General features: G+C 40.1%; 16 protein-coding genes. 6 read left to right on the forward strand and 10 right to left on the reverse strand.

Annotated features, from left to right (window positions below):
- Position 1 precedes the first annotated feature (1 nt).
- Together ridA and AAEY62_RS06545 are read left to right on the forward strand one after the other, a co-directional pair.
- Positions 2 to 394 carry a deaminase RidA gene (ridA, locus tag AAEY62_RS06540; protein ID WP_007580015.1) on the forward strand — a complete coding sequence of 131 codons (393 nt, stop codon included), beginning with the start codon at positions 2 to 4 and terminating at the stop codon, positions 392 to 394.
- A gap of 151 nt (positions 395 to 545) precedes the next feature.
- Positions 546 to 2,153, forward strand: coding sequence for a flagellar assembly protein A (locus AAEY62_RS06545; protein ID WP_024589558.1), 1,608 nt, complete (start codon positions 546 to 548; stop codon positions 2,151 to 2,153).
- Between the two features lie 49 nt (positions 2,154 to 2,202).
- Here AAEY62_RS06545 and asnA read toward each other — a convergent pair whose 3' ends face one another.
- The gene (asnA, locus tag AAEY62_RS06550) at positions 2,203 to 3,198 is read right to left on the reverse strand and encodes an aspartate--ammonia ligase (RefSeq protein ID WP_024589557.1); all 996 of its coding nucleotides are present in this window, start codon (positions 3,196 to 3,198) and stop codon (positions 2,203 to 2,205) included.
- A 197-nt stretch (positions 3,199 to 3,395) separates the two neighbouring features.
- Between asnA and asnC the strand changes: the two genes are divergently transcribed.
- Genes asnC through recG form a run of 3 tightly spaced genes read left to right on the forward strand, consistent with a single transcriptional unit; the run spans position 3,396 to position 6,722 of the window.
- A complete protein-coding gene (gene asnC, locus AAEY62_RS06555) occupies positions 3,396 to 3,854 on the forward strand; it encodes a transcriptional regulator AsnC (RefSeq protein ID WP_002958822.1) in 459 nt (152 codons plus the stop codon).
- 41 nt (positions 3,855 to 3,895) lie between these two features.
- Entirely contained in the window at positions 3,896 to 4,582 is a 687-nt protein-coding gene (gene trmH, locus AAEY62_RS06560) for a tRNA (guanosine(18)-2'-O)-methyltransferase TrmH (RefSeq protein ID WP_007580009.1), read from the forward strand.
- A gap of 58 nt (positions 4,583 to 4,640) precedes the next feature.
- A complete protein-coding gene (recG, locus tag AAEY62_RS06565; RefSeq protein WP_024589556.1) occupies positions 4,641 to 6,722 on the forward strand; it encodes an ATP-dependent DNA helicase RecG in 2,082 nt (693 codons plus the stop codon).
- 160 nt (positions 6,723 to 6,882) lie between these two features.
- On the opposite strand, the gene AAEY62_RS06570 is transcribed toward recG, so the two are convergent.
- The 7 genes from AAEY62_RS06570 to AAEY62_RS06600 all read right to left on the reverse strand — a co-directional run bounded on the left by AAEY62_RS06570 (position 6,883) and on the right by AAEY62_RS06600 (position 17,866).
- A complete protein-coding gene (locus tag AAEY62_RS06570) occupies positions 6,883 to 9,015 on the reverse strand; it encodes an alpha-galactosidase (protein WP_350603403.1) in 2,133 nt (710 codons plus the stop codon).
- Between the two features lie 321 nt (positions 9,016 to 9,336).
- Positions 9,337 to 10,809, reverse strand: coding sequence for an SLC5 family protein (locus AAEY62_RS06575; protein WP_024589554.1), 1,473 nt, complete (start codon positions 10,807 to 10,809; stop codon positions 9,337 to 9,339).
- 53 nt (positions 10,810 to 10,862) lie between these two features.
- Positions 10,863 to 11,624, reverse strand: coding sequence for a SapC family protein (locus tag AAEY62_RS06580; RefSeq protein WP_101163264.1), 762 nt, complete (start codon positions 11,622 to 11,624; stop codon positions 10,863 to 10,865).
- 12 nt (positions 11,625 to 11,636) lie between these two features.
- Positions 11,637 to 13,163 carry a tryptophan halogenase family protein gene (locus AAEY62_RS06585; protein ID WP_101163265.1) on the reverse strand — a complete coding sequence of 509 codons (1,527 nt, stop codon included), beginning with the start codon at positions 13,161 to 13,163 and terminating at the stop codon, positions 11,637 to 11,639.
- Positions 13,164 to 13,357: 194 nt separating this feature from the next.
- The gene (locus tag AAEY62_RS06590; RefSeq protein WP_101163266.1) at positions 13,358 to 16,105 is read right to left on the reverse strand and encodes a TonB-dependent receptor; all 2,748 of its coding nucleotides are present in this window, start codon (positions 16,103 to 16,105) and stop codon (positions 13,358 to 13,360) included.
- Between the two features lie 187 nt (positions 16,106 to 16,292).
- Positions 16,293 to 17,267: an aldose epimerase family protein gene (locus tag AAEY62_RS06595; protein WP_101163279.1), complete on the reverse strand. Its 975-nt coding sequence runs from the start codon at positions 17,265 to 17,267 to the stop codon at positions 16,293 to 16,295.
- A 200-nt stretch (positions 17,268 to 17,467) separates the two neighbouring features.
- The gene (locus tag AAEY62_RS06600) at positions 17,468 to 17,866 is read right to left on the reverse strand and encodes an acyl-CoA thioesterase (protein ID WP_101163267.1); all 399 of its coding nucleotides are present in this window, start codon (positions 17,864 to 17,866) and stop codon (positions 17,468 to 17,470) included.
- A 33-nt stretch (positions 17,867 to 17,899) separates the two neighbouring features.
- Between AAEY62_RS06600 and AAEY62_RS06605 the strand changes: the two genes are divergently transcribed.
- Positions 17,900 to 18,604, forward strand: coding sequence for a 2OG-Fe(II) oxygenase (locus AAEY62_RS06605; protein WP_101163268.1), 705 nt, complete (start codon positions 17,900 to 17,902; stop codon positions 18,602 to 18,604).
- A gap of 19 nt (positions 18,605 to 18,623) precedes the next feature.
- On the opposite strand, the gene AAEY62_RS06610 is transcribed toward AAEY62_RS06605, so the two are convergent.
- Both AAEY62_RS06610 and AAEY62_RS06615 read right to left on the reverse strand, forming a co-directional pair.
- The gene (locus AAEY62_RS06610) at positions 18,624 to 19,859 is read right to left on the reverse strand and encodes a cysteine desulfurase-like protein (protein ID WP_101163269.1); all 1,236 of its coding nucleotides are present in this window, start codon (positions 19,857 to 19,859) and stop codon (positions 18,624 to 18,626) included.
- Positions 19,860 to 19,868: 9 nt separating this feature from the next.
- On the reverse strand, positions 19,869 to 20,501 hold the full coding sequence (locus AAEY62_RS06615; protein WP_007579988.1) for a 2OG-Fe dioxygenase family protein: 633 nt from the start codon (positions 20,499 to 20,501) through the stop codon (positions 19,869 to 19,871).
- Positions 20,502 to 20,559 lie beyond the last annotated feature (58 nt).

A 20,559-nucleotide genomic window follows, 5' to 3' on the forward strand; every position in this document is an offset into this window, starting at 1 on the left:
CATGAATAAAGCATTTATCTCTACCGACAAAGCACCTGCAGCTATTGGCACTTACAGCCAAGCAGTTAAAGTAGGTACCGCTGTTTATTTATCTGGTCAAATTCCATTAGTTCCAGAAACGATGGAAATGATTTCAGAAGATTTTAGCGAGCAAACGCATCAAGTATTTAAAAATATTGCTGCGGTATGTGAAGAAGCAGGCGGAAAAATTCACGATTTAGTTAAAATCAATATTTACCTAACTGATCTATCTAACTTCGCCACTGTAAATGAAGTGATGAGCCAATACTTTAAACAACCTTACCCAGCGAGAGCTGCATTAGGTGTTCGTGCACTACCAAAAGGTGCACAAGTTGAAATAGACGGAATAATGGAATTACCTTCTACCAATTAAGTATTACAGGCTATAGAGCTTCTCTATAGCCTTTATTTTTCGCTCCGCACTTCGTTTTATCTGACTTCTTGACTCAAATGTAAATTTCTAGCAATCTGTAGTTGTGTTTTAAAAAACAAACTTAACTTAAGTAGTAAAAAAGGATTAACTCGTGTTTAAGCTTGCCAACAATGGAAATGTTTTACTTGATGTAAAAGAACATATTCCTCCCAGCGCTGCATTTATTTTAGAGGCTCTCGAAAAGTCAGCTTTTTGCGACTGTAAAATAGATCATGACGCTATTAATGATTTTTTTAAAAACGAAAACACACAACAAACTCTCGTTGTAGCAACAAAACACAATGCCACTTTAAATGTAACAATTAGCGACGATAAAATGCTGGCCATTGGCGAGCTAACGATTGCCCAAGGTGGAAAGTTATTAAGTTTAGAAGATGCAAAAAAACAACTCGTTAAAGCAGGCATTGTGCGTGGGTATAAACAAGCTTTTTTAGAACAGCTGCTGCAAAAACAATCTGAACACTCTGCGGGATCTGTAGTTAAAGGGATATTAGCTAAAGGTAGGCTCCCAAGCGATGGTTTAGCCACTAAACTAATAACAACCGTAGAGACTTTAAAAGACCGCTTAAAAGCGCCCAAGCTCAAAGAAGATGGCAGTGTGGACATGCGCGACTTTGGCAAGCTTGCAAGCGTAGAACCTGGCTCTGTGCTTATTCGCCAGCAACCAGCAACCCCCGGTAAAGAAGGCTTTACCGTAATAGGTGACATACTGCCCGCAAAGCCCGGAGAAAATAAACAATTAGTGGCAGGCGAAGGGACTGAAATATCAAAAATGAATCCGCTTGAGTTAGTCTCTACTATTGCTGGTGTTCCGGTTGAAATTAATAATGGTATGCGTGTCGACGATATTTTTACCATTTCAGATGTAAATGTAAAAAGCGGCCATATTGACTTTCAAGGCAGTGTTATTGTTACTCGCAATATAGACCCTGGGATGAAAGTAACTGCCAAAGGCGATATTACTATATTTGGCACGGTTGAATCAGGTGAGCTTACCGCAGGCGGAAACATCACTGTTAAACAAGGCATTATTGGCCATCAAAAAGTGGATAGTAAGTCACTTTCTTGCAAGCTAATTGCGCTAGGTGATATTCATGTATCTCACTCACAGTATTGTTATCTCGATGCAAATAATATTTTTATTGATCGCCAAACAAGCCATTGTGTAATGAAAGCTAAACGCTTACTGCAAGTAGGCCAACCAGACTTACCTAAAGGTAAAATATTTGGTGGTGAAATACTTGATGCAACAACTCTCATTGCTGGCGAAATAGGGAATGAATCAGGTGCTAAAATGATTATTAATTTAGCAGCTTCTGGTGCTGAAATAACAGCGGATACTGATAATTGCTTTAGAGACTTAGCTAAAACAGATGCACAATTAGATACGCTGCAAGCAGCGCTAGAAAAAACTGATTTAGTGAAGGATGCCGAAAAGAAGAAAATATTAATCACTAAAATTGGAGCTACTCAGAAACATTATTGTGAGCAAGCAGAGAAATTAGAAAAACGTCTTTCAAACTTAGATCATGACTTACACGATTTACTTAGCGACGCTAATTTAACGGTGAATTCTGTTTTGCATTCAGGCGTAGAGATTCATATTTTTGATAAAGTACTTAAAACAATCCGCAATTACCCTCCGTGCAACGTTAAACTTTTAAATAATAAAATTGAAATAGAGTTTAAAACACACTAAAAAATTGAGTGCTCTATTGAGCACTCAAATTAACTCACTTTTTTACAATTTAAAGTAAGCCACTTACCGTATCATAAGTTTGACTTGGCCATACACCCACTTGTACTTGGCCAATATGCTGCTTTTGTAGCAATAGCATCGCTAGCCGCGACTGCCCTATTCCACCGCCAATCGTTTGCGGAAATTTACTTTGTAGTAGCGCTTTATGCCAATCAAACTCTAAGCGGTCTTCATCTCCAGTTGTACTTAACTGCGCTTTTAAAACCTCAGGGCTTACACGTATACCCATTGATGATATTTCAAATGCATCTTCAAGTACTGGGTTCCATACTAAAATGTCACCATTTAAACCCATATATTGATCGCATGTTGGCGTAGACCAATCATCGTAATCTGGGGCTCTTACATCATGAATTTTGCCATCTCCAAGCGCGCCACCAATACCAATTAAAAATACAGCACCATATTCTTGTGCAATGGCTTTTTCGCGTTGCTTAGCACTAAAGTCAGGATACATTCTACGTAGCTCTTCACTGTGTACAAACTTAATATCGTCCGGTAAAAAAGGCGTCAAACCATAAGACTCACTTACAAAAGCTTCCGTCTCTTTTATCCCTTTATAAATAGACTGAACAGTTTGCTTTAGTGTTGCCAGCGAACGCTCTGTCGTTTCGCTAATTACTTTTTCCCAATCCCACTGATCAACATATACAGAATGAATAGGACTTAATGAATCTTCATCTGGGCGCAAAGCCTTCATTTGAGTGTAAATACCCTCACCAACACTAAAGCCATAAGTTGCCAGTGTTTTACGTTTCCACTTAGCCAGTGAATGCACCACTTCGTAGCGGCTATCTGTAATCGCTTTCACATTTACAGCAACTGCGTTTTCATGGCCACTCAAGTTATCTTGCGTACCGTCGCCAACCTTAGCCAAAATTGGGGCTTGAACCTCAACCAACCCAAGTTGGGTTTCAAGTTGTTGTGAAAAAAATTGCTTAACTTTACTTATTTGCTGCTGTTGCTGCACATAGTGTGAACTCATAATAATTGGCCTCATTCCCAGTTATTGTTACTTGCTTAATTGATAAAAAGCGCTCTAACTAGCGCCCTTAATGAAGTTAATGTAACGATTTAAAGGATTAATTCAACATCCCATAACAAAAATAGCTTTAATATATAAAAACCATCAATTAAGTGGTATAAAAAGCATATATTCGATAATTTTATGACAAATATATAATGGAAAATTATTTAATCGATAATCTCGATAAACAGATACTTCATGCGTTAATGGCAAATGCCCGTACTGCGTATGCCGAATTAGCAAAAAGATTTAATGTAAGCGCAGGGACAATTCACGTAAGAATTGAAAAAATGAAGCAAGCAGGGATCATTACAGGAACGCAATTAACGATTAATACTAAACAGCTGGGCTACGATGTGTGCTGCTTTATAGGCATTAATTTAAATAACGCACGTGATTACCCGCAAACGCTTATAAAGCTAGAAGCATTGGAGGAAGTGGTAGAGGCTTATTACACAACAGGTAACTACAGCATATTTATAAAGGTAATGACAAAGTCCATTGATCACTTACAAGATGTGCTGATTAATAAAATACAGGCAATAGAAGCCATTCAGTCAACAGAAACACTTATTTCTCTACAAAATCCAATTAGCCGTACGGTAATGCCTTAACTGCAAAAATCTCGTATAATTGCCGAAAAAAGAGGATAACCATGCAGCAAACTCGCTATCAAAGAATCGAAGACGTACTTTCGCGCCGTCAAACAGACCTAACCGTGTGTTTAGAAGACGTGCACAAACACCATAACTTATCTGCAATAGTACGAAGTGCTGATGCGGTTGGTTGCCATCACGTACATGCTGTATGGCCTGAAAAGCAAAAATGGCTAACAAACAATACCTCAGGTGGTAGCAAAAATTGGCTAGAGACGCACCTGCATAGAAATATTGATGATGCCGTTACTGCAATGCGTGAGCGCAATCCAGAAATACAAATATTAGCGACTCACCTATCAGAAGATGCCGTTGATTTTAGAGAAGTAGATTACACCAAGCCAACGGCCATTATTGTTGGACAAGAAAAAACGGGGATATCAGAAAAAGCCCTAGAATATGCCGATCAAAATATTATTATTCCAATGCAAGGCATGGTGCAATCGCTAAATGTTTCGGTTGCTGCTGCGCTAATATTGTTTGAAGCACAGCGCCAACGTGAGCTGGCTGGTTTATATAATAGAGATATGCTGAGCGCCGAAGTTAAACATCCACTTTACTTTGAAGGCTGCCACCCTATTATCGCAAGGCAGTGTAAACAAAAAAAATTACCTTATCCTGCACTTGATGAAAACGGCGAAATAGTCGCTGACGAGCAATTTTGGCAAGCTTTAAAACATACTTGATGGACTAAAGCTCTGTAAGTACACTTAGCCTACTCACAAATAATAAGATTGATACACTTTGTCTAAACCTAGCTTAAATCAATACCCAATTACAGAGCTCAAAGGGGTCGGCCCAAAAATGGCTGAGCGTTTGTTAAAGCTAGGTATTTTAACTGTGCAAGATATGCTTTTTCATTTGCCACTTCGCTATGAAGATCGCACTCGCTTATACGCGATTAATGAACTGGCATTGCATAGCCATGTGAGTGTTGAAGCAACAATTGAAACAAGCCAAATTACGTTTGGTAAAAGGCGCATGCTTGTTTGCCAAATCAATGATGGTACTGGCAGGCTAACACTACGATTTTTTAATTTTACCGCCGCACAAAAAAACGCATTTAGTGCAGGTAAAATAATACGTTGTTTTGGTGAAGTGCGACGTGGCCGCGTTGGCTTTGAAATGAGTCATCCTGAATACAGCATCAGCGATACCTCTAACGAGCAACCAGTAGCGACGACATTAACGCCTGTTTATTCAACAACCGAAGGTTTAAAGCAACTATCGATTAGAGCTTTAAGCGAGCAGGCTATTGATTTACTACATAAATACTCAGTAGAAGAACTACTGCCTTCACAGTGGCAGCCATCAAATATGCAGCTAAGTGACGCCTTATTATTACTGCACCGCCCACCAAATGATGTTGATGTAACTGCATTAGAGCAAGGTACTCACCCTGCTCAACAGCGCCTTGTATTTGAGGAGTTACTTGCTCAAAACCTCAGCTTATTAAAAGTACGAGAGCAAGGGCAACAAGTTAAAGCCGTGGCATTAAATCCGGTAAACACATTAGAAAGCCAATTTTTAGAGCTGCTTCCTTTTGCACCCACAAATGCGCAAAGCCGTGTAGTTGCTGAAATTAAAGGTGATATGCAACACGCGTATCCAATGATGCGTTTAGTACAAGGCGATGTAGGCTCAGGTAAAACCCTAGTAGCAGCACTTAGTGCACTAACAGCCATTGCGCAGGGCTTTCAAGTAGCTTTAATGGCTCCTACTGAAATTTTATCAGAGCAACATGGCGTTAATTTTACAACGTGGTTTAATCAACTAGGTATAACCGTTGCTTGGCTTGGCGGTAAAACAAAGGGCAAAGAGCGCGTAGCAACACTTGAAAAAATAGCCTCTGGTGAGGCGCAAATGATTATTGGTACTCACGCTTTATTTCAAGATGAAGTTAAGTTTAATAACTTAGTGCTTATCGTTATCGATGAACAGCACCGCTTTGGTGTCCACCAGCGTTTATCACTGCGTGAAAAGGGTAAGTTTGGTGATTGTTACCCTCATCAACTAGTTATGACCGCAACCCCCATTCCACGTACGCTCGCTATGACCGCCTATGCCGACTTAGAAACCTCTGTGATTGACGAGCTACCACCTGGGCGTACGCCAATCACAACAGTGGCACTTCCTGATACTCGCAGAGACGATATTATTGCCCGCGTTAAATTAGCGTGTAACGAGCAAGGCCGCCAAGTTTATTGGGTGTGTACACTTATTGATGAATCTGAAGTACTGCAATGCCAAGCCGCCGAAGACAGTACACTGCAGTTAAAAGAGGCGCTACCAGAGCTAAACGTAGGCTTAGTACATGGGCGAATGAAATCAGCTGAAAAACAAGCCATTATGAGCGAGTTTAAAGCAGGTAATATACATGTTTTAGTTGCCACGACGGTTATTGAAGTTGGTGTAGATGTCCCTAATGCGAGCTTAATCATTATAGAAAACCCTGAGCGCTTAGGCTTAGCACAGCTGCATCAGTTACGTGGGCGAGTTGGCCGTGGCGCTACTGCATCGCATTGCGTGCTTTTATACCACGCACCATTGTCTCATACTGCTCAAAAGCGATTAGGTGTACTACGCGATAGTAACGATGGTTTTGTGATAGCTGAGCGCGATTTAGAAATTCGTGGCCCTGGTGAAGTACTCGGTACAAAACAAACAGGGTTAGCCGAGTTTAAAATTGCCGATCTTACCCGCGATAAGCACATACTTAACCAAGTTAGACCGATTGCACAGCAAATGCTTAAGCAACACCCAGAGGTTGTTGACCCACTAATTCAACGTTGGTTGGGTAACAAGCAAAATTACGCGCAAGCGTAACCACTCTATTTTCGATACTTTTGAGTTTACTAAGTTAATTTACTAAATTAGCTTACAAAGGATATAAAAAAGCCAGCCCTAAACAATATAGAGCTGACTACTGATATCTAAGCTAAGCAGCATAAAAGCGATTAGCGCCTTTTACTGCTCTTAGTTAAATTTAAGCTTTGTTAAGCTCAAATATAAGCGATGTTTGCGGGAATGATATTGGCATTTGTAAACCAAACTGCATTAGCGCTTCACCTGTAAATGTTTGACCATTTACCGCAGCAATAGAAGATGGGCGATACTCTTCAAATTTTACCGGCCACACTAAGTTAAGTGTGTACTGCGCATCGGCATCTAGGCCAACAAAACGTAATTTATTAGGCGCTGTACGCGGTGTTTCGCGAACACTGTTATACGCAAATAACGCTTTTGTTTTTTGCTCATCGATTAAACCAAAGTTAATTGATAAATCGTCGCTATCAAGGCGGTACAAATCGGCGCTATGAATAAAGTCACGATGCTCTTTATGAAGTGCTATTGCCGCCTTAAGTGAATTGTATTCGTGATCGTTCAGTTCACGTGGGTCCATTTCGATTCCCATGTGGCCAAACATTGATACCGCAGCACGCATTTCAATACTTACATTACGCCCTGTGATATGACAATCGCGTGGGCCTACGTGTGCACCCATAACCGACGATGGGAAAAAGAACGAACATCCACGCTGTATTTCAAGGCGATCAAGCGCATCGTTTGAATCTGACGTCCATACACGGTCTGTGTGTGCAAGTACGCCGTAATCTACACGTGCACCACCTGACGAACAGCTTTCTATTTCAAGCCCTGGGTGCGCCGCTTTAATACGGTCAATTAAACGATAAAGTGCTAATGTTTGCTGGTGCACTGCTGGCTTACCATCAAAATTACCCGCATGGTTAATATCGCGGTTCATATCCCATTTAATGTACTTAATAGTTGGGTATTCAACTAAAATATCGTCAATTGCTTTGTATAGGTACTCAACAACTTCAGAGCGCGTTAAATCAAGTACTAGCTGATTTCTAAAGCTTAACTGTTCGTTGTTTTGAGAGCCTAAAACCCAATCAGGATGCGCGCGGTATAAATCACTATCTGGGTTAACCATTTCTGGTTCAAACCAAATACCAAACTCCATACCTAAGCTATTCACATGATCTATGACTGGTGATAAACCATCTGGGTAAATTTTATAATCTACTGTCCAATCACCTAAACCAGCGTTATCGCCACGGCGGCCTTTAAACCAACCATCATCAAGTACAAAACGTTCAATACCTAACGGCGCTACTCTGTCCGCTAGCTGCTTAAGCGTATCTACGTCGTGATCAAAGTAAATGCCTTCCCATGTGTTGTAATGCACAGGACGCGTTTTTTCACGCTGTGCTTGGCTAAGTAAATTAGCTTTAACAAAACGATGAAAATTACGAGAAAGCGCACTAAAACCTTCACTCGAAAACGAGCCATAAATGCTCGGGCTTTGATACGTTTGACCTTTAGCAAGCGTAAGCTCACTAGGAAGTAATAGCTCACCCATTTGCACGTAACGACGACCTTCAGCTAAAAGCTCTGCGCGTAGTTTATTATTACCACTCCAACCTAAATGAAAGCCGTAACATTCGCCGTGCTGCTCGCCTGCATTTGCGTTATGCACTAATAAACCAGGAAATACATCGTGTGATGTTTTGCCTTTACGGTTTTCACGAACAAAACTGCCTAAGACTAAATCAACCGATTGACGTTGGAATTCATTTGACCAACGACCTTCAAAGCTCACTATTTTGCTTACGCTATCTGGCAATTGAAATGTTGGCGCGGCGCAAAAATTAACGCCCAGTGGTGAGTCACCTAAATTAGTTAATACAGTATGTGCACTTAGTACGTCAGTGTTTTTATCAAGTGTAATGCTGTGCACGACTTCAATACCACGGAGCTTATCTACACTTACAAACTCAACAGTCGCACTTGAAGGCTGACGAACTTCTTGAAGTTGTGGCCCTACTGACCATGCGATTGAATCATTTACTAGCTCAAGCCCTGGCGCACCAGTAAAGCCTTCGCCTAATAACGGAGATAGAGAAATAGGCGCTTCTTCAACCACGGCACATTTTACTTCTTGACGCGTAGCAAGCTGAGTTAGCATTGTTTCTGTTGTTTGCTCAGATAGGCGTTTACCAAAGTACAGTAACGCCGGTGTTTTGCTCTGGCAGTCGAAAATAACGGTGCTGTTTACACTGTCTAATCGATAAAATGATTTAGTGTCGGCCATGATTTTCCTATCCTCTTGTTCATTGTGTGAGTTATAAATATAACGAAAATTAGTAAGCTACACTATGTACTAAATGTATCTCTTTGCTTGAGCCACAATCTATCAGATGGTGACACTCAATAATAATAGTATATATCATATAAATTAGGTTTTGATAGTCTTTACATCGCAAATAGTCAGATAAACTCACTGGAAGTACCACTGTAATAAAAAGTATTAAACTAACCTTCGCTTGGAAGTTCTCATGTTGCTTTTAATACATATAAAAAATCGGCCAGAGTTTCCCCATGACCGATTTTGTCAGCTTAAACTATTTATAATCTATTTTTGTACTTGTCCTGCGTCATCAAGTGCCGGTGTTTTACCTGCCCACTGCGCATTCAAACCAAATACCACTTTATTTACTATCAATGCAAAGGCTACACATACAATCAGTGTAATTGGCATTAAGTGAATGTAATGAATGTCAGTATGTAGTGGTGAGTTTGCAAATGTAAGCATGCCGTACATTACAACACCTAAAATTACTGCTGCAATACCTGCACGTGCATCCACATTTTTAAATAATAAGCCCACTACAAAAATTGAGAATATAGGCATACTTAATAAGCCATTTAATTGCTGTAGTAAGTTAATAATGCTATCTGCTTGCTGGTAAATTGGTACAAGTACCAGTGTTAAGCTTGTGAGTAGCAATGTTACGTAACCACTTAGCTTTACAACACTTGGCTCTTTATTAAAGTACGCTTCGTGAATGTCACACACATATAGTGCTGTAGCTGAATTTAATAAGCTGTTGTAAGTAGAAAGCACAGCTGCTGCCATTGCCGCTGCGAACACACCGGTTAACCATGCTGGCATTACATCACCCACAATTCGACCATAAGCAGCGTCGCCAATATCGCCATAAAGTTTAAACGAAATAATACCCGGTAATACCACAATTGCAGGGACGATTAAAAAACGAATACCCGCAGCTGCAAATATACCTTTTTGCGCTTCTTTAACATTAGGTGCTGCCATTGCTCGCTGTGTGATTGTTTGGTTAGTACCCCAGTAATACATTTGAATAAAGATCATACCGGTTAAAAGTGTTGGCCACGGAATAGGTGAGTCAGCATCGCCTATGAGTGTTAAGCGCTCCTCAGGAATACCCGTAAAGTCATAATCAATCGCATTAAGTGCTAAAAACACGACTAAAACAGCCATGCCTAGTACAAGTATGCCATTGTAGGTATCCGATACAGCAACTGCTCGCAGACCGCCAAAAAACGCATAAACAGCACCAATAATGGCAAATGCGGTGGCGATATACATTAGCGGAATATCAACCTTAAACATGGTTTGCATAAATAGCGCGCCAGAATAAATAACCGCTGGCATATAAATAAGTGCATTACCTAAAAAGAATAAACCACCAATAACAGCGCGAATATGTTTGTTGTTATAGCGCTTTTCTAAAAGCTCTGTGGTCGTTGTACAGTTGTATTTGTAATAAACAGGAATGAACACTTTGGCTAAAATAATCAAACCTATAATTGCTGCAAGCTCCCACCAAACCAGTAAAGCCATTTGGTTACCATTCATACCTACAAGCTGATCAGTACTTAAATTAGTTAATGTGATTGAACCTGCAACAAACATCCAAGTAAGGCCACCGCCCGCTAAAAAATACTCTTTGGTTTGGCTTTGTCCGTTATTGCGATTTTGGCCTCGGCATTTCCAATAAGTAAGGCCACCAATTAAAGCGGTGACAAAAACAAAAACCACCAGCTGTAAAATGTTATCTGACATGTGTGTGTCTCCTGCGCGTTATGCGCAATGTCTGTGTAATAAAAAAGTGTACGCTACAGCGCGTGCGCATCTCGACTTAGTTCTAACTTAATCTGCTTTAAAGGCATAAGTTCGGGACGTTGGTTATGCAGCTTTACCAATGCATTTAACTGAAACAAAGAAATAAGCATACTGTTAAGCACACTTAAGTAACCCTGCTTTTGTAGTTCTGCAATGGTATTGCTATCTAATGTTTGCAATTTGTCTTCATCAACGGTGCTCAAACCTTGAATAGTTTGGGTTTCGCCTTGTTCAAACTGCAATACAATATTTATGTTTTTAATGAGTCCTAAACGCGCAACTTCTTGGGTAAATTGATACGTTTGGTAATCATTTTTTAAATCGCTTTCTAACAACTTTTTCTGTGCACTTAAAAATAAACTTGGGTTACCTTTAGCATCAAATAGTGACTCACCCTGCTCGGTGTTTACGGCTGAGCTTTGCTCATCAATCGCAATAAAATAATCGCTACTATTTGCTTCTCGAGTCATTAAGTAAAGCGGCTGGGTTTGCATGCATACGGGTGTGTAAAGTGCCTGCCATTGGTTGTTATTTACCAATAGACTTTGCCCAGCACTAAAGCTTGTTAACGCTGATACGGTATAGCTGCCATTTTGTGCGTTACGTGCTAAAAAAACAGGTAAGTCGCAGGCTGCTTTTGCTATTTCATTTGCTCTTAAATTAACTAAATGCTGTTTTTTTGCGTATTCAACAGCGGCATTAGGGTTAATTTTTAATGTTTGGTGTTTGGTGTTTACTAGTTCACTAATAGCCATAGTTACACATCCTTAAACTGGGTTAGCTGCTAACCACTGCTCTATAAAAGCACGGTGAGGTGGCAAAGTTTGCAACATCTGCTGTGTAAGCTGGCTGTTACGTTCAATTATTTGTTTGGCTTGCACATGTTGTGAATACAAATATGCTTGTTTAGTAAAGTCAGGCTTAAAGCCCATACCGTACAAAACATACTGATAACTGGCAGCAGGGAATAACTCTAATGCGCCATGAAAATCTTGAATAAGTGGGCCACGGCTTCCCCAAAGAAGTAAATCTTCTTGCAGGGTTTGTGGAATAGTATTGGGCTGTACATGTGCTTGCCAGTAAGGCTCTGAGCGCTTGGTTAGCATGTAATGAAGCTTTAAAAAGTCGATAATACGCTGCCAGCGGTAATCCATTTGCTCGTTAAAGCGTTTAGCTACAATAGACATTACTTGTGTGTCTGCTGGCATGTGCTCTGCTACAAAGCGTGCTGAAATTTCAACAAGCATAATAGCGGTTGCTTCAAGCGGCTCTACAAATCCTGCTGACATACCAATAGCAACACAGTTTTTATGCCAAAACTTCTCACGGTATCCTGATTCAAAACTAATTTTACGGGCAGTTAAACCGTTTGCTGCATCGCCTAAATAGTCTCTTAGGTTTTGCTCTGCTTCATCGTCTGATAAAAATTTGCTTGAATAGACATGCCCTACACCTCGGCGGTGCGTTAAACCTATATCCCAAATCCATCCAGCGTTTTGCGCTGTTGCTATGGTATGGCTGGCAAGAAGCTGCTCGTTTTCATCGTAAGGGACTTGCATAGCCAGTGCGCTGTCGTTAAATAGCACGTGGTCCATTTTTTTAAACGGTACGTTGAGCGCTTGGCCTAATAACAATGATGAAAAACCAGTACAGTCTATGTATAAGTCGGCATTTATGGTGCGGGTTTGATCTTTTAATGTCAGCGTATTTATTGCACCACCGCCATCAAGCTTTACCTGATCAACAGTACCAATAATATGCTCTACGCCAAGCTTACTTTTACAATGCTGTTTAAGCATTTCTGCAAAAGCGCCGGCATCTAAGTGATAAGCGTAATTACAATTACCTTGATATTCACCCTGCGCTATACCTCTTGGGGCTAAGCTTGCTTCGCAAATATCATGTTGAAAATTAGTTTGCTGTGCAAAGTCTTCAACATTATCTAAATATGGGGCTAAATCTATACGGCCGTAGCCTAGCGGTACAGTAAATGGATGGTAGTAAAAGTCGTTATTGCCATGAGTCCAATTTACAAACTTCCCGCCTTGTTTGAAGGTAGCATTACAGGCTTTAAACACATCAACTTCACGCAAGCCTATTTGCTGAAGTGTGTTTTTCATCGTGGGCCAGGTACCTTCACCTACGCCAATAGTTGGAATGTCTGACGATTCAACCAACATCACTTTTAAGCCGTCACCATTTTGACCTTGGTGATACGAAGCTATAATTGCAGCGCTCAGCCATCCTGCTGTACCACCGCCAACTACCGCTACTGTTTTTATTGCTTTATTCATAATGGACTACTCTTTGAGTATTTTTAATAACGTTTTATACAACAAATGCCCGTTAGGGCATTTTGATTTAATGTGTATTCATTTTAGCCAATTAGGTTAACTAATATACATTACTGCTAAATTAACCTAATTGGTATTAGCACCTTGGTGCTGTAATGAAAACTAAGAGGCTAAAAATACGCCTCCATCATTAATTAAAACGATCCGCGAATACCAAACGCGTAACGTGAGCCATTATCTTCTACTGAATAGATTTGGTTAGCAAAACGACCTGTTTGTACTAGCTCTTCTTCAGTAATATTGATGCCTTCTGCAAAAATAGTGAAGTTTTCGTTAATATCGTAGCTTGCACTAATATCCCACTGACCGTAAGTTTCTACGTTAACTGGTTCACCGTTAAAGCCGTTATCAACTAAGCGTAAAAAGCCTTCACGGTTGTTAAATGCAACACGTGCTTGCCAGTTATCTTGCTCATAGAAAAATATTAAGTTTTGTGAATCCCCAAGACCTTCTAGTGCAAATGTTTGTGTAGTATCGTCACCCACACTAATGTCGCTATTCACAACAGTTGCATTGGCAATAAAACCAAAGCCATTTTCAAACATGTGAGTAACACCGACTTCAAAACCGGTTACAGTTGCAGACTCACCATTTTGAGGACGACTTACAGTGTAAACTTCTGAACTACCAACAAGTTCGTCATCTGTTTGGTCTGTACATGTAGTACACGCAAAATCAGGACCTGAACGGTCAGACATTTCGTATGTTTCTGCACCTGTTAGGGTAACAATAAAGTCATCTACTTCTTTACTAAATACTGCAAAGCTAAATAAGTTAGCATCGTTGTAGTACCACTCGTAAGAAATATCCCAGTTTTCAGACTGGAATGGTTTAAGTGCTGGGTTACCACCACTTGCCGTTAAATTTTGACGACGTGGCTCGTTAAAGTTTGTCGCAGGAGATAGCTGAGACATAGTTGGGCGAGTGATACTGTCGTACGCTGCAAAGCGTAAAATCATGTTATCTTGCAGCTCTAACTTAACATTTAAAGAAGGGAGTAAGTTTGAGTAGCTAGTACCTTGTTCAATGCTTGTAGCCGGGCCAAATACGTTAGCAAACAATGTTGCGTCAGATGTTGGTATTACATCGCTAATAAAGCTTTGTATTGCAGCAACTTCAATATCAGTTTCTGAGTAACGCGCGCCAAAGTTAACTGTTACGGGCATATCTGAAAGGTCAAAACCAAGCGTAAAGTCCATGTATAAGCTAGTGATGTCTTCGTTAATTGTATAACGGTTATTTTGTAGTGTTGGCTCTACAGGGAAACCTTGATCGGCTAGGTAATCAAGCATTTTATCACCGTCGTAGCTATAAAATGTATCGATTAAGCCTGGGAAGTAATTGCTTGCTTGGTATGCTTCAAAATCAATTGCATCAAGTGGCGCTTCTGTCCCGTAACCACAGAACTGACATTGACTACCAAAGATTTGAAAGCTTGATTTTTCACGCTCTTGGCGATAAGCACCAAAGTTAATACGATCAACTGGGCCTTTATCTGGCACATATTCAAAATCGGCTTTTACTTCAGTAATTTCATCTTCATCTGTAAATTGATTACCAATTTCGTTGTAATGAAGTCTCGCTAGGCTTGGATCAGGCAATGAACCATTTTCAAAACCGTCATGCTGTACAGTAGGAATACTGCCAGTACCGTCAAAAGTATAGCTATTAATAATACCTACAACGTTAAAACGGTCAGTACCTGCTCGGTCATTTTCGGCTGTTGAGCGAGATACATCAAATTTAGCTTTTAATGACTCGTTTACTTGCCAATCAACGTTAATACCAAATGCTTTATTAGTTACATCACGTGAATTACGTGTATGCGATACAAAGTCACTTGCAGGGTCGCCACTTGGCGCGCCTAAACCAACTTCTTGAGAGAAAGTTAAAAGAGTGCCTGTTTCTGGATCAATCGTTGCACTGCCTACGCGGTCTGGTTCAAACCAAGATGCTAAATCGCGTACTGTTGAGTCAACTTCGAATTTTGAAATCATGCCATCAACAGTAATCGTAACATCGTCAGACGGTGCGTATTGAAGTACTAAACTTGCATTTGTACGCTCGCGGTCTTGCTCATCAACTACTTGGTCCCAGTTACGAGGAATGTAAGCATTTTCAAACAATACACCATCCGTTGGATTAGAAATTGTTTGGCCACCGCGCCAACCAGCCGTTAAAATTTGGTTATTTTGAAGTTTACGTTGTTGATTAGTGATGGCAAAAAGCACACCTAGCTTGTCATCGTTAAACGTATTACTTATTAAGAATGATGTTGATGGAGATACTTCTTCAGAAAGGCTTTCGTACATACCTTTAACTGAACCTAAAATATGTAAACCACCAAAATCAAAAGGACGTGCTGTAGTTACGTTAACCGTACCACCAATGCCGCCTTCTTGAAGAGTTGCTGTATTACTTTTATAAATATCAGCACCGGTGATTTGATCCGCAGCCAATACATCAAAGTTAAATTCACGACCTGCACTGTCTGTCGCAATTTGACGACCATTAACAAGTACAGTATTAAATTGTGGACCAAAACCACGAATAGTTACCGCTTGGCCTTCACCACCACTACGGTCAATTGCTACACCTGTAATACGTTGCAGAGATTCTGCTACGTTTAAATCAGGAAATTTACCAAGATCTTCTGCTTTAATCCCGTCTGTAACAACATTAGATGCTTTTTTATCTAACATTGATGAACGTAAGCTGCTGCGGATACCCGTTACTGCGATAACTTCAACATCTTCATTTACTACTGTAGGCGTATTGCCTTCAGCGCCTTGAGCTGCAACGTTTCCGCTTGCCAATATGCCTGTGATAGCAATACTGATCGCGGTTTTCTTGTTGAACGATAACTTATTGTTAATTATCATTTTTTAAAAACTCCTGATTGTGTGTAGTCGTTGTGTCGTTGTGGTAGTGCATATAGTTTCAAATACTATTTATATTATAAATACTTTAAACCAGCAAAAAGTGCAACCTTTTCCTGAATTATGGATAGCATTTAATCACTGTATTTTTGCTTTTAATTTTCTTTAAATTAACATTAGAATGCTGTATTCATTCAGAAAAAGAGTAAATAATAACCTGTTCGTAATCCTCTCCCGGCAATAAATTAGCTTTTGGAAAATTTTCACGATTTGGCGCATCTGGCCAATTTTGCGCTTCAAAACACAAAGCTTGCCGTGCTTTAAAAGGCGAACCAACAAAGTTTGCGGTATAAAGCTGCATGCCTGGCTGCGTACTTTTAAGGGTTAAACTAACGTTCGTGTGTGGCGAAGTTAATGTAGCCATCGTCTTTAAACTGCTGTCATCATTAAAAATATAGCAGTGATCAAAGCCATTTCCAGCTTCTAGTTGAGGATGAACGGCGCTTAAGGCCTCACCAACTTGAGCTGGCTTAGTAAAGTCAAAGCAGGTACCGGTGACTGATGCAGATTCATTAAGTGGAATACTAGTTGTATCAATAGAAAGATAGTAATTGGCATTAACTTGAACAAGGTGTTCATTAATTGATTCGCTGCCATCAAGATTAAAATAGCAATGGTTAGTAAAGTTAACGAGCGTTTCTTTATTGGTTAGCGCTTTAAAGTGCAGAGTAAGCTCGCCGTTTTTAGCGCTAATCGTTTGCCAAACCTGCAACTCACCGGGGAAACCTTGTTCGCCGTCGGGCGAGCAATAATAAAGTTCAACTTCACTTTCAGTTTGTTTGGTTACTTGCCAAAGTACTTTATTAAAGCCTTTAACGCCGCCGTGCAGGCTATTAGGGCCGTTATTTGCTTCTAGTTGATACTGCGTACCAGATAAGTTAAAACGCCCCTTTGCAATGCGATTAGCGTATCGACCTACTGTAGCGCCAAGATAAAATGGGTTTTCAAGATAGTATTGAGGATCATCGACGCTAAGCGTCATTTCTTGTTTTTTAAATTTAATGCTTTTTATTATTGCGCCAAATGGCAAAATTTCAGCTGTTAAATTTTGACCATCACTGAGCTGAATAACTTGTAAAGGTTGGTTATTGGCAATAGATGTCACACGCATTCTCCAATCAAATTACCGAATTAACATTTCCTGTTATAACGGCGCAACAATATATAATATAAATAGTATATAATTGAAGCCTGTAACTCAATCTAAATACGTTGAAATTTCTCGACAAATATTTACAGCTGCCATCATATATTTACAATAATTCAGCTCAGTATGGGCTTATGTAAAACATAAGCCTCGTAAGGTTAACTGCTTTGGTAAATGTGCTCGTTAAGCGCTGCTTTTTCGTCAATGCTAAGCGCTTGCTTTGATTTAGCAATAAAATCGTACCTCACCATCACAGCTTTGCCTATTGCACAGCATTTATCGTGTTGCCATGCTTCCTGTCTAAGCGTAAAAGAGCTAATGCCTATATGCTCTACAGAGGTTTTTACGGTCACTTCGTGGCCATAAAATAATTCGCCCACAAACGACACTTCAACTTTGGCGATAATCAATTTCCAATCATGCGGGTTTAAGTCCGGTGTAAAAAACTTAAAAATAGGTCCACGTGCGACTTCAAACCATACAGGGAGTACGGTATTGTTAATGTGTCCGAGTGCATCTGTTTCGCTAAAGCGCGGCATCACTTTTTCAATAAACATAAAAATCCAATAATAATTATATAAAGGTAAACCATGACGGACTTTATACGCGTTGTTGATAACGCATTAAGCGATGAGTTTTGCGATGAATTTATTTCCACATTCGCGCAAAGCCCGCATGTAAGACAAGGGGTAACATCGGGCGGTGTCGACTTAAAGAAAAAAGACAGTCACGACCTACACTTAAATAATCACCCCGAATATGCACAACAATTAAAACATATACAACAAACGACTGCACAGCATGTTTTTAAGTATGTTGAAGAGCATATTTTTATGATGATTGGGGCGTTTGGCTTAAAGGTCTATCACCCAAAAACAGGTGAAGTAGTCGATTTAACCCAAGAGAATTTTGAAGAAGTGGGTAAACCGCAATTACCTTTGCTAGTGCAGCAAATTTTTAGACTTGGTAATATTCAAGCGCAAAAATATGAAGTAAACAAAGGTGGCTACCCTTACTGGCATAGTGAAGTTTACCCGCAGCTACAGCACAATGAAGCTTTGCATCGCGTGTTGTTATTTATGTTTTATTTAAACGATGTAGAAGAAGGTGGTGAAACTGAGTTTTACTATCAAAATCGTAAAATCGCACCTAAAAAAGGCACTATGGTAATAGCCCCAGGCTACTTTACACATACTCATAGAGGTAATAAGCCAGTATCAAACGATAAGTATATTTTAACATCGTGGGTGCTGTTTAATCGTGCAGAACAAATATATGGTGCGCCAAAGAGTTAGCGCACCAAAACTTATATGATTAACCTAGTAGCTCATCAAATAAATCAAATAACTGATCAAGCTCTTTAATGGTGTTGTAGTGCATACAACCAATGCGCACTACACCGCCTTTATCAAGCACATCTAATTGCTTGCACAAACCTTGGGCATAAAAGTTACCATCCCACACGCATATATGCTGTTTACCTAAAAATTCTGAAACAGCGCGTGGCTCAAGCCCTTCAAAAGTTAAAGCAAAAGTAGGTGTACGCTCATTTAAGCGATCAAAGTCATCAATACCAAACAGCTTAATGCGTGGGTAGTTTACCAAGCGCGTTAAAAAGTGCTCACTAAGCGCCATTTCGTGTTGTTTAGTTTTAGCAAAAGCTATGCTTAGCTTTTCGCGGCGTGAATGGCTATCGTCAAGTTCGCTAATTGCTGCAATGTAATCAACAGCCGCGATAAAACCCGCCATTGCCTCAAAGCTTTGTGTGCCGGTTTCCCAACGACCTGGTGCTACGTCTTTAGCTGGCTCAACTTTATAAGGTGTAAACCCTTCTAAATGTTCTTTTTTACCGTAAACCATACCTAAATGCGGGCCAAAAAACTTATATGCAGAGCAGGCTAAAAAGTCGCAATCAAGTGCTTGCACGTCTACAAGTTCGTGCGGTGCGTAATGTACGGCATCAACATAAACAAGTGCGCCTACAGCGTGAGCAAGCTCAACAATACGTTTAATATTATTAATTGAACCGGTGGTATTTGAAGCATACGTTACCGCTACAAGCTTAGTGTTGCTGTTTAATAAGCTTTCAAACTGCGCCATATCTAAGCTGCAATCTGCTTCGTTAATAAGCGCTGTATTTACCTTTACGCCTTTATCTTCTGCGGCTTGTTGCCACGACGATACATTTGAGAAGTGATCTGCATTGGTTACAATTATTTCATCGCCAGCCTGCCAGTCACGTGAAATTGCACGGCTAAAGCTAAATGTTAGGCTGGTCATGTTTGGACCAAACACAATTTGTTGTGAGCTAGGTGCATTAAGTAAATCAGCGGCGGCTTGGCGCGCATTCGCCATCAACTCAACCGTTTTATCACTTGAAAAAAACGCGCCACCTAAGTTCGAATTATAATGACCTAAATAAGCTGTCATCGCATTAAGCACCGATGTTGGCACTTGCGAGCCACCTGGTCCGTCTAAAAATACGGGCGATTTACCATCAACGTTTTGCATTAATGCAGGAAACTGCTCACGTAATTGCGTTATGTTCATGCTTATTCCTTAAGACGTTAATACAAAACAATCCAGGTAACCTGGTTTGCTAGCATCAATTTTGTTCATAGGTGTTGCGTTATGCCACACTTGACGGTCGTTTATTAATGCAAACATGCCGTCTTTTATTTCCATTTTAAAACAAGGCTCAGCTTGCTTGTTTTCGTATACAAGTAGCTCGCCGCCTTCTAAATTCTCGTGAGAAACACCACATATACATACATGATCAAAACCATCTTGATGCACGCCTTCTGGCGCTGCCGGCGTATCGCTGTTAATTGCAAGCATACGGAACTGATGAATTTCAATATCACGCTGCTCATCAATACCCGTAAGTTGGCGAAACTCATTTACAATGCTTTTCATGCCTTCTGACTCAAGTAAACTTTGCTCTAGGTTTTCGTAAGTACGCTCTACATTACCTTGAAAAGTATTAATTGAATCGTCTTGAACAAATGCTTTGGTTTGTTGTAACTTTATTTCACCATTTTGCATTTTAACTACTGAGTAACGACGTTTACGAAAGGCACCATCTGCATATGGATTTGCAGGCAGGTTATCAAAAGAAGGCTTAACCAAATCAATATTTGCTTGGTTAACAAAACGTAGTTGCAGTAAATTCTGGTTGTTTAATGCTGTCATAAAATCTCGCCTAAGATAATGAGAATATTGATGAGGATTTTAATGCATTTTGATAGGA

This window comes from Pseudoalteromonas sp. GW168-MNA-CIBAN-0100 (assembly GCF_040309225.1).
In the GTDB taxonomy this organism is placed as follows: domain Bacteria; phylum Pseudomonadota; class Gammaproteobacteria; order Enterobacterales; family Alteromonadaceae; genus Pseudoalteromonas; species Pseudoalteromonas arctica.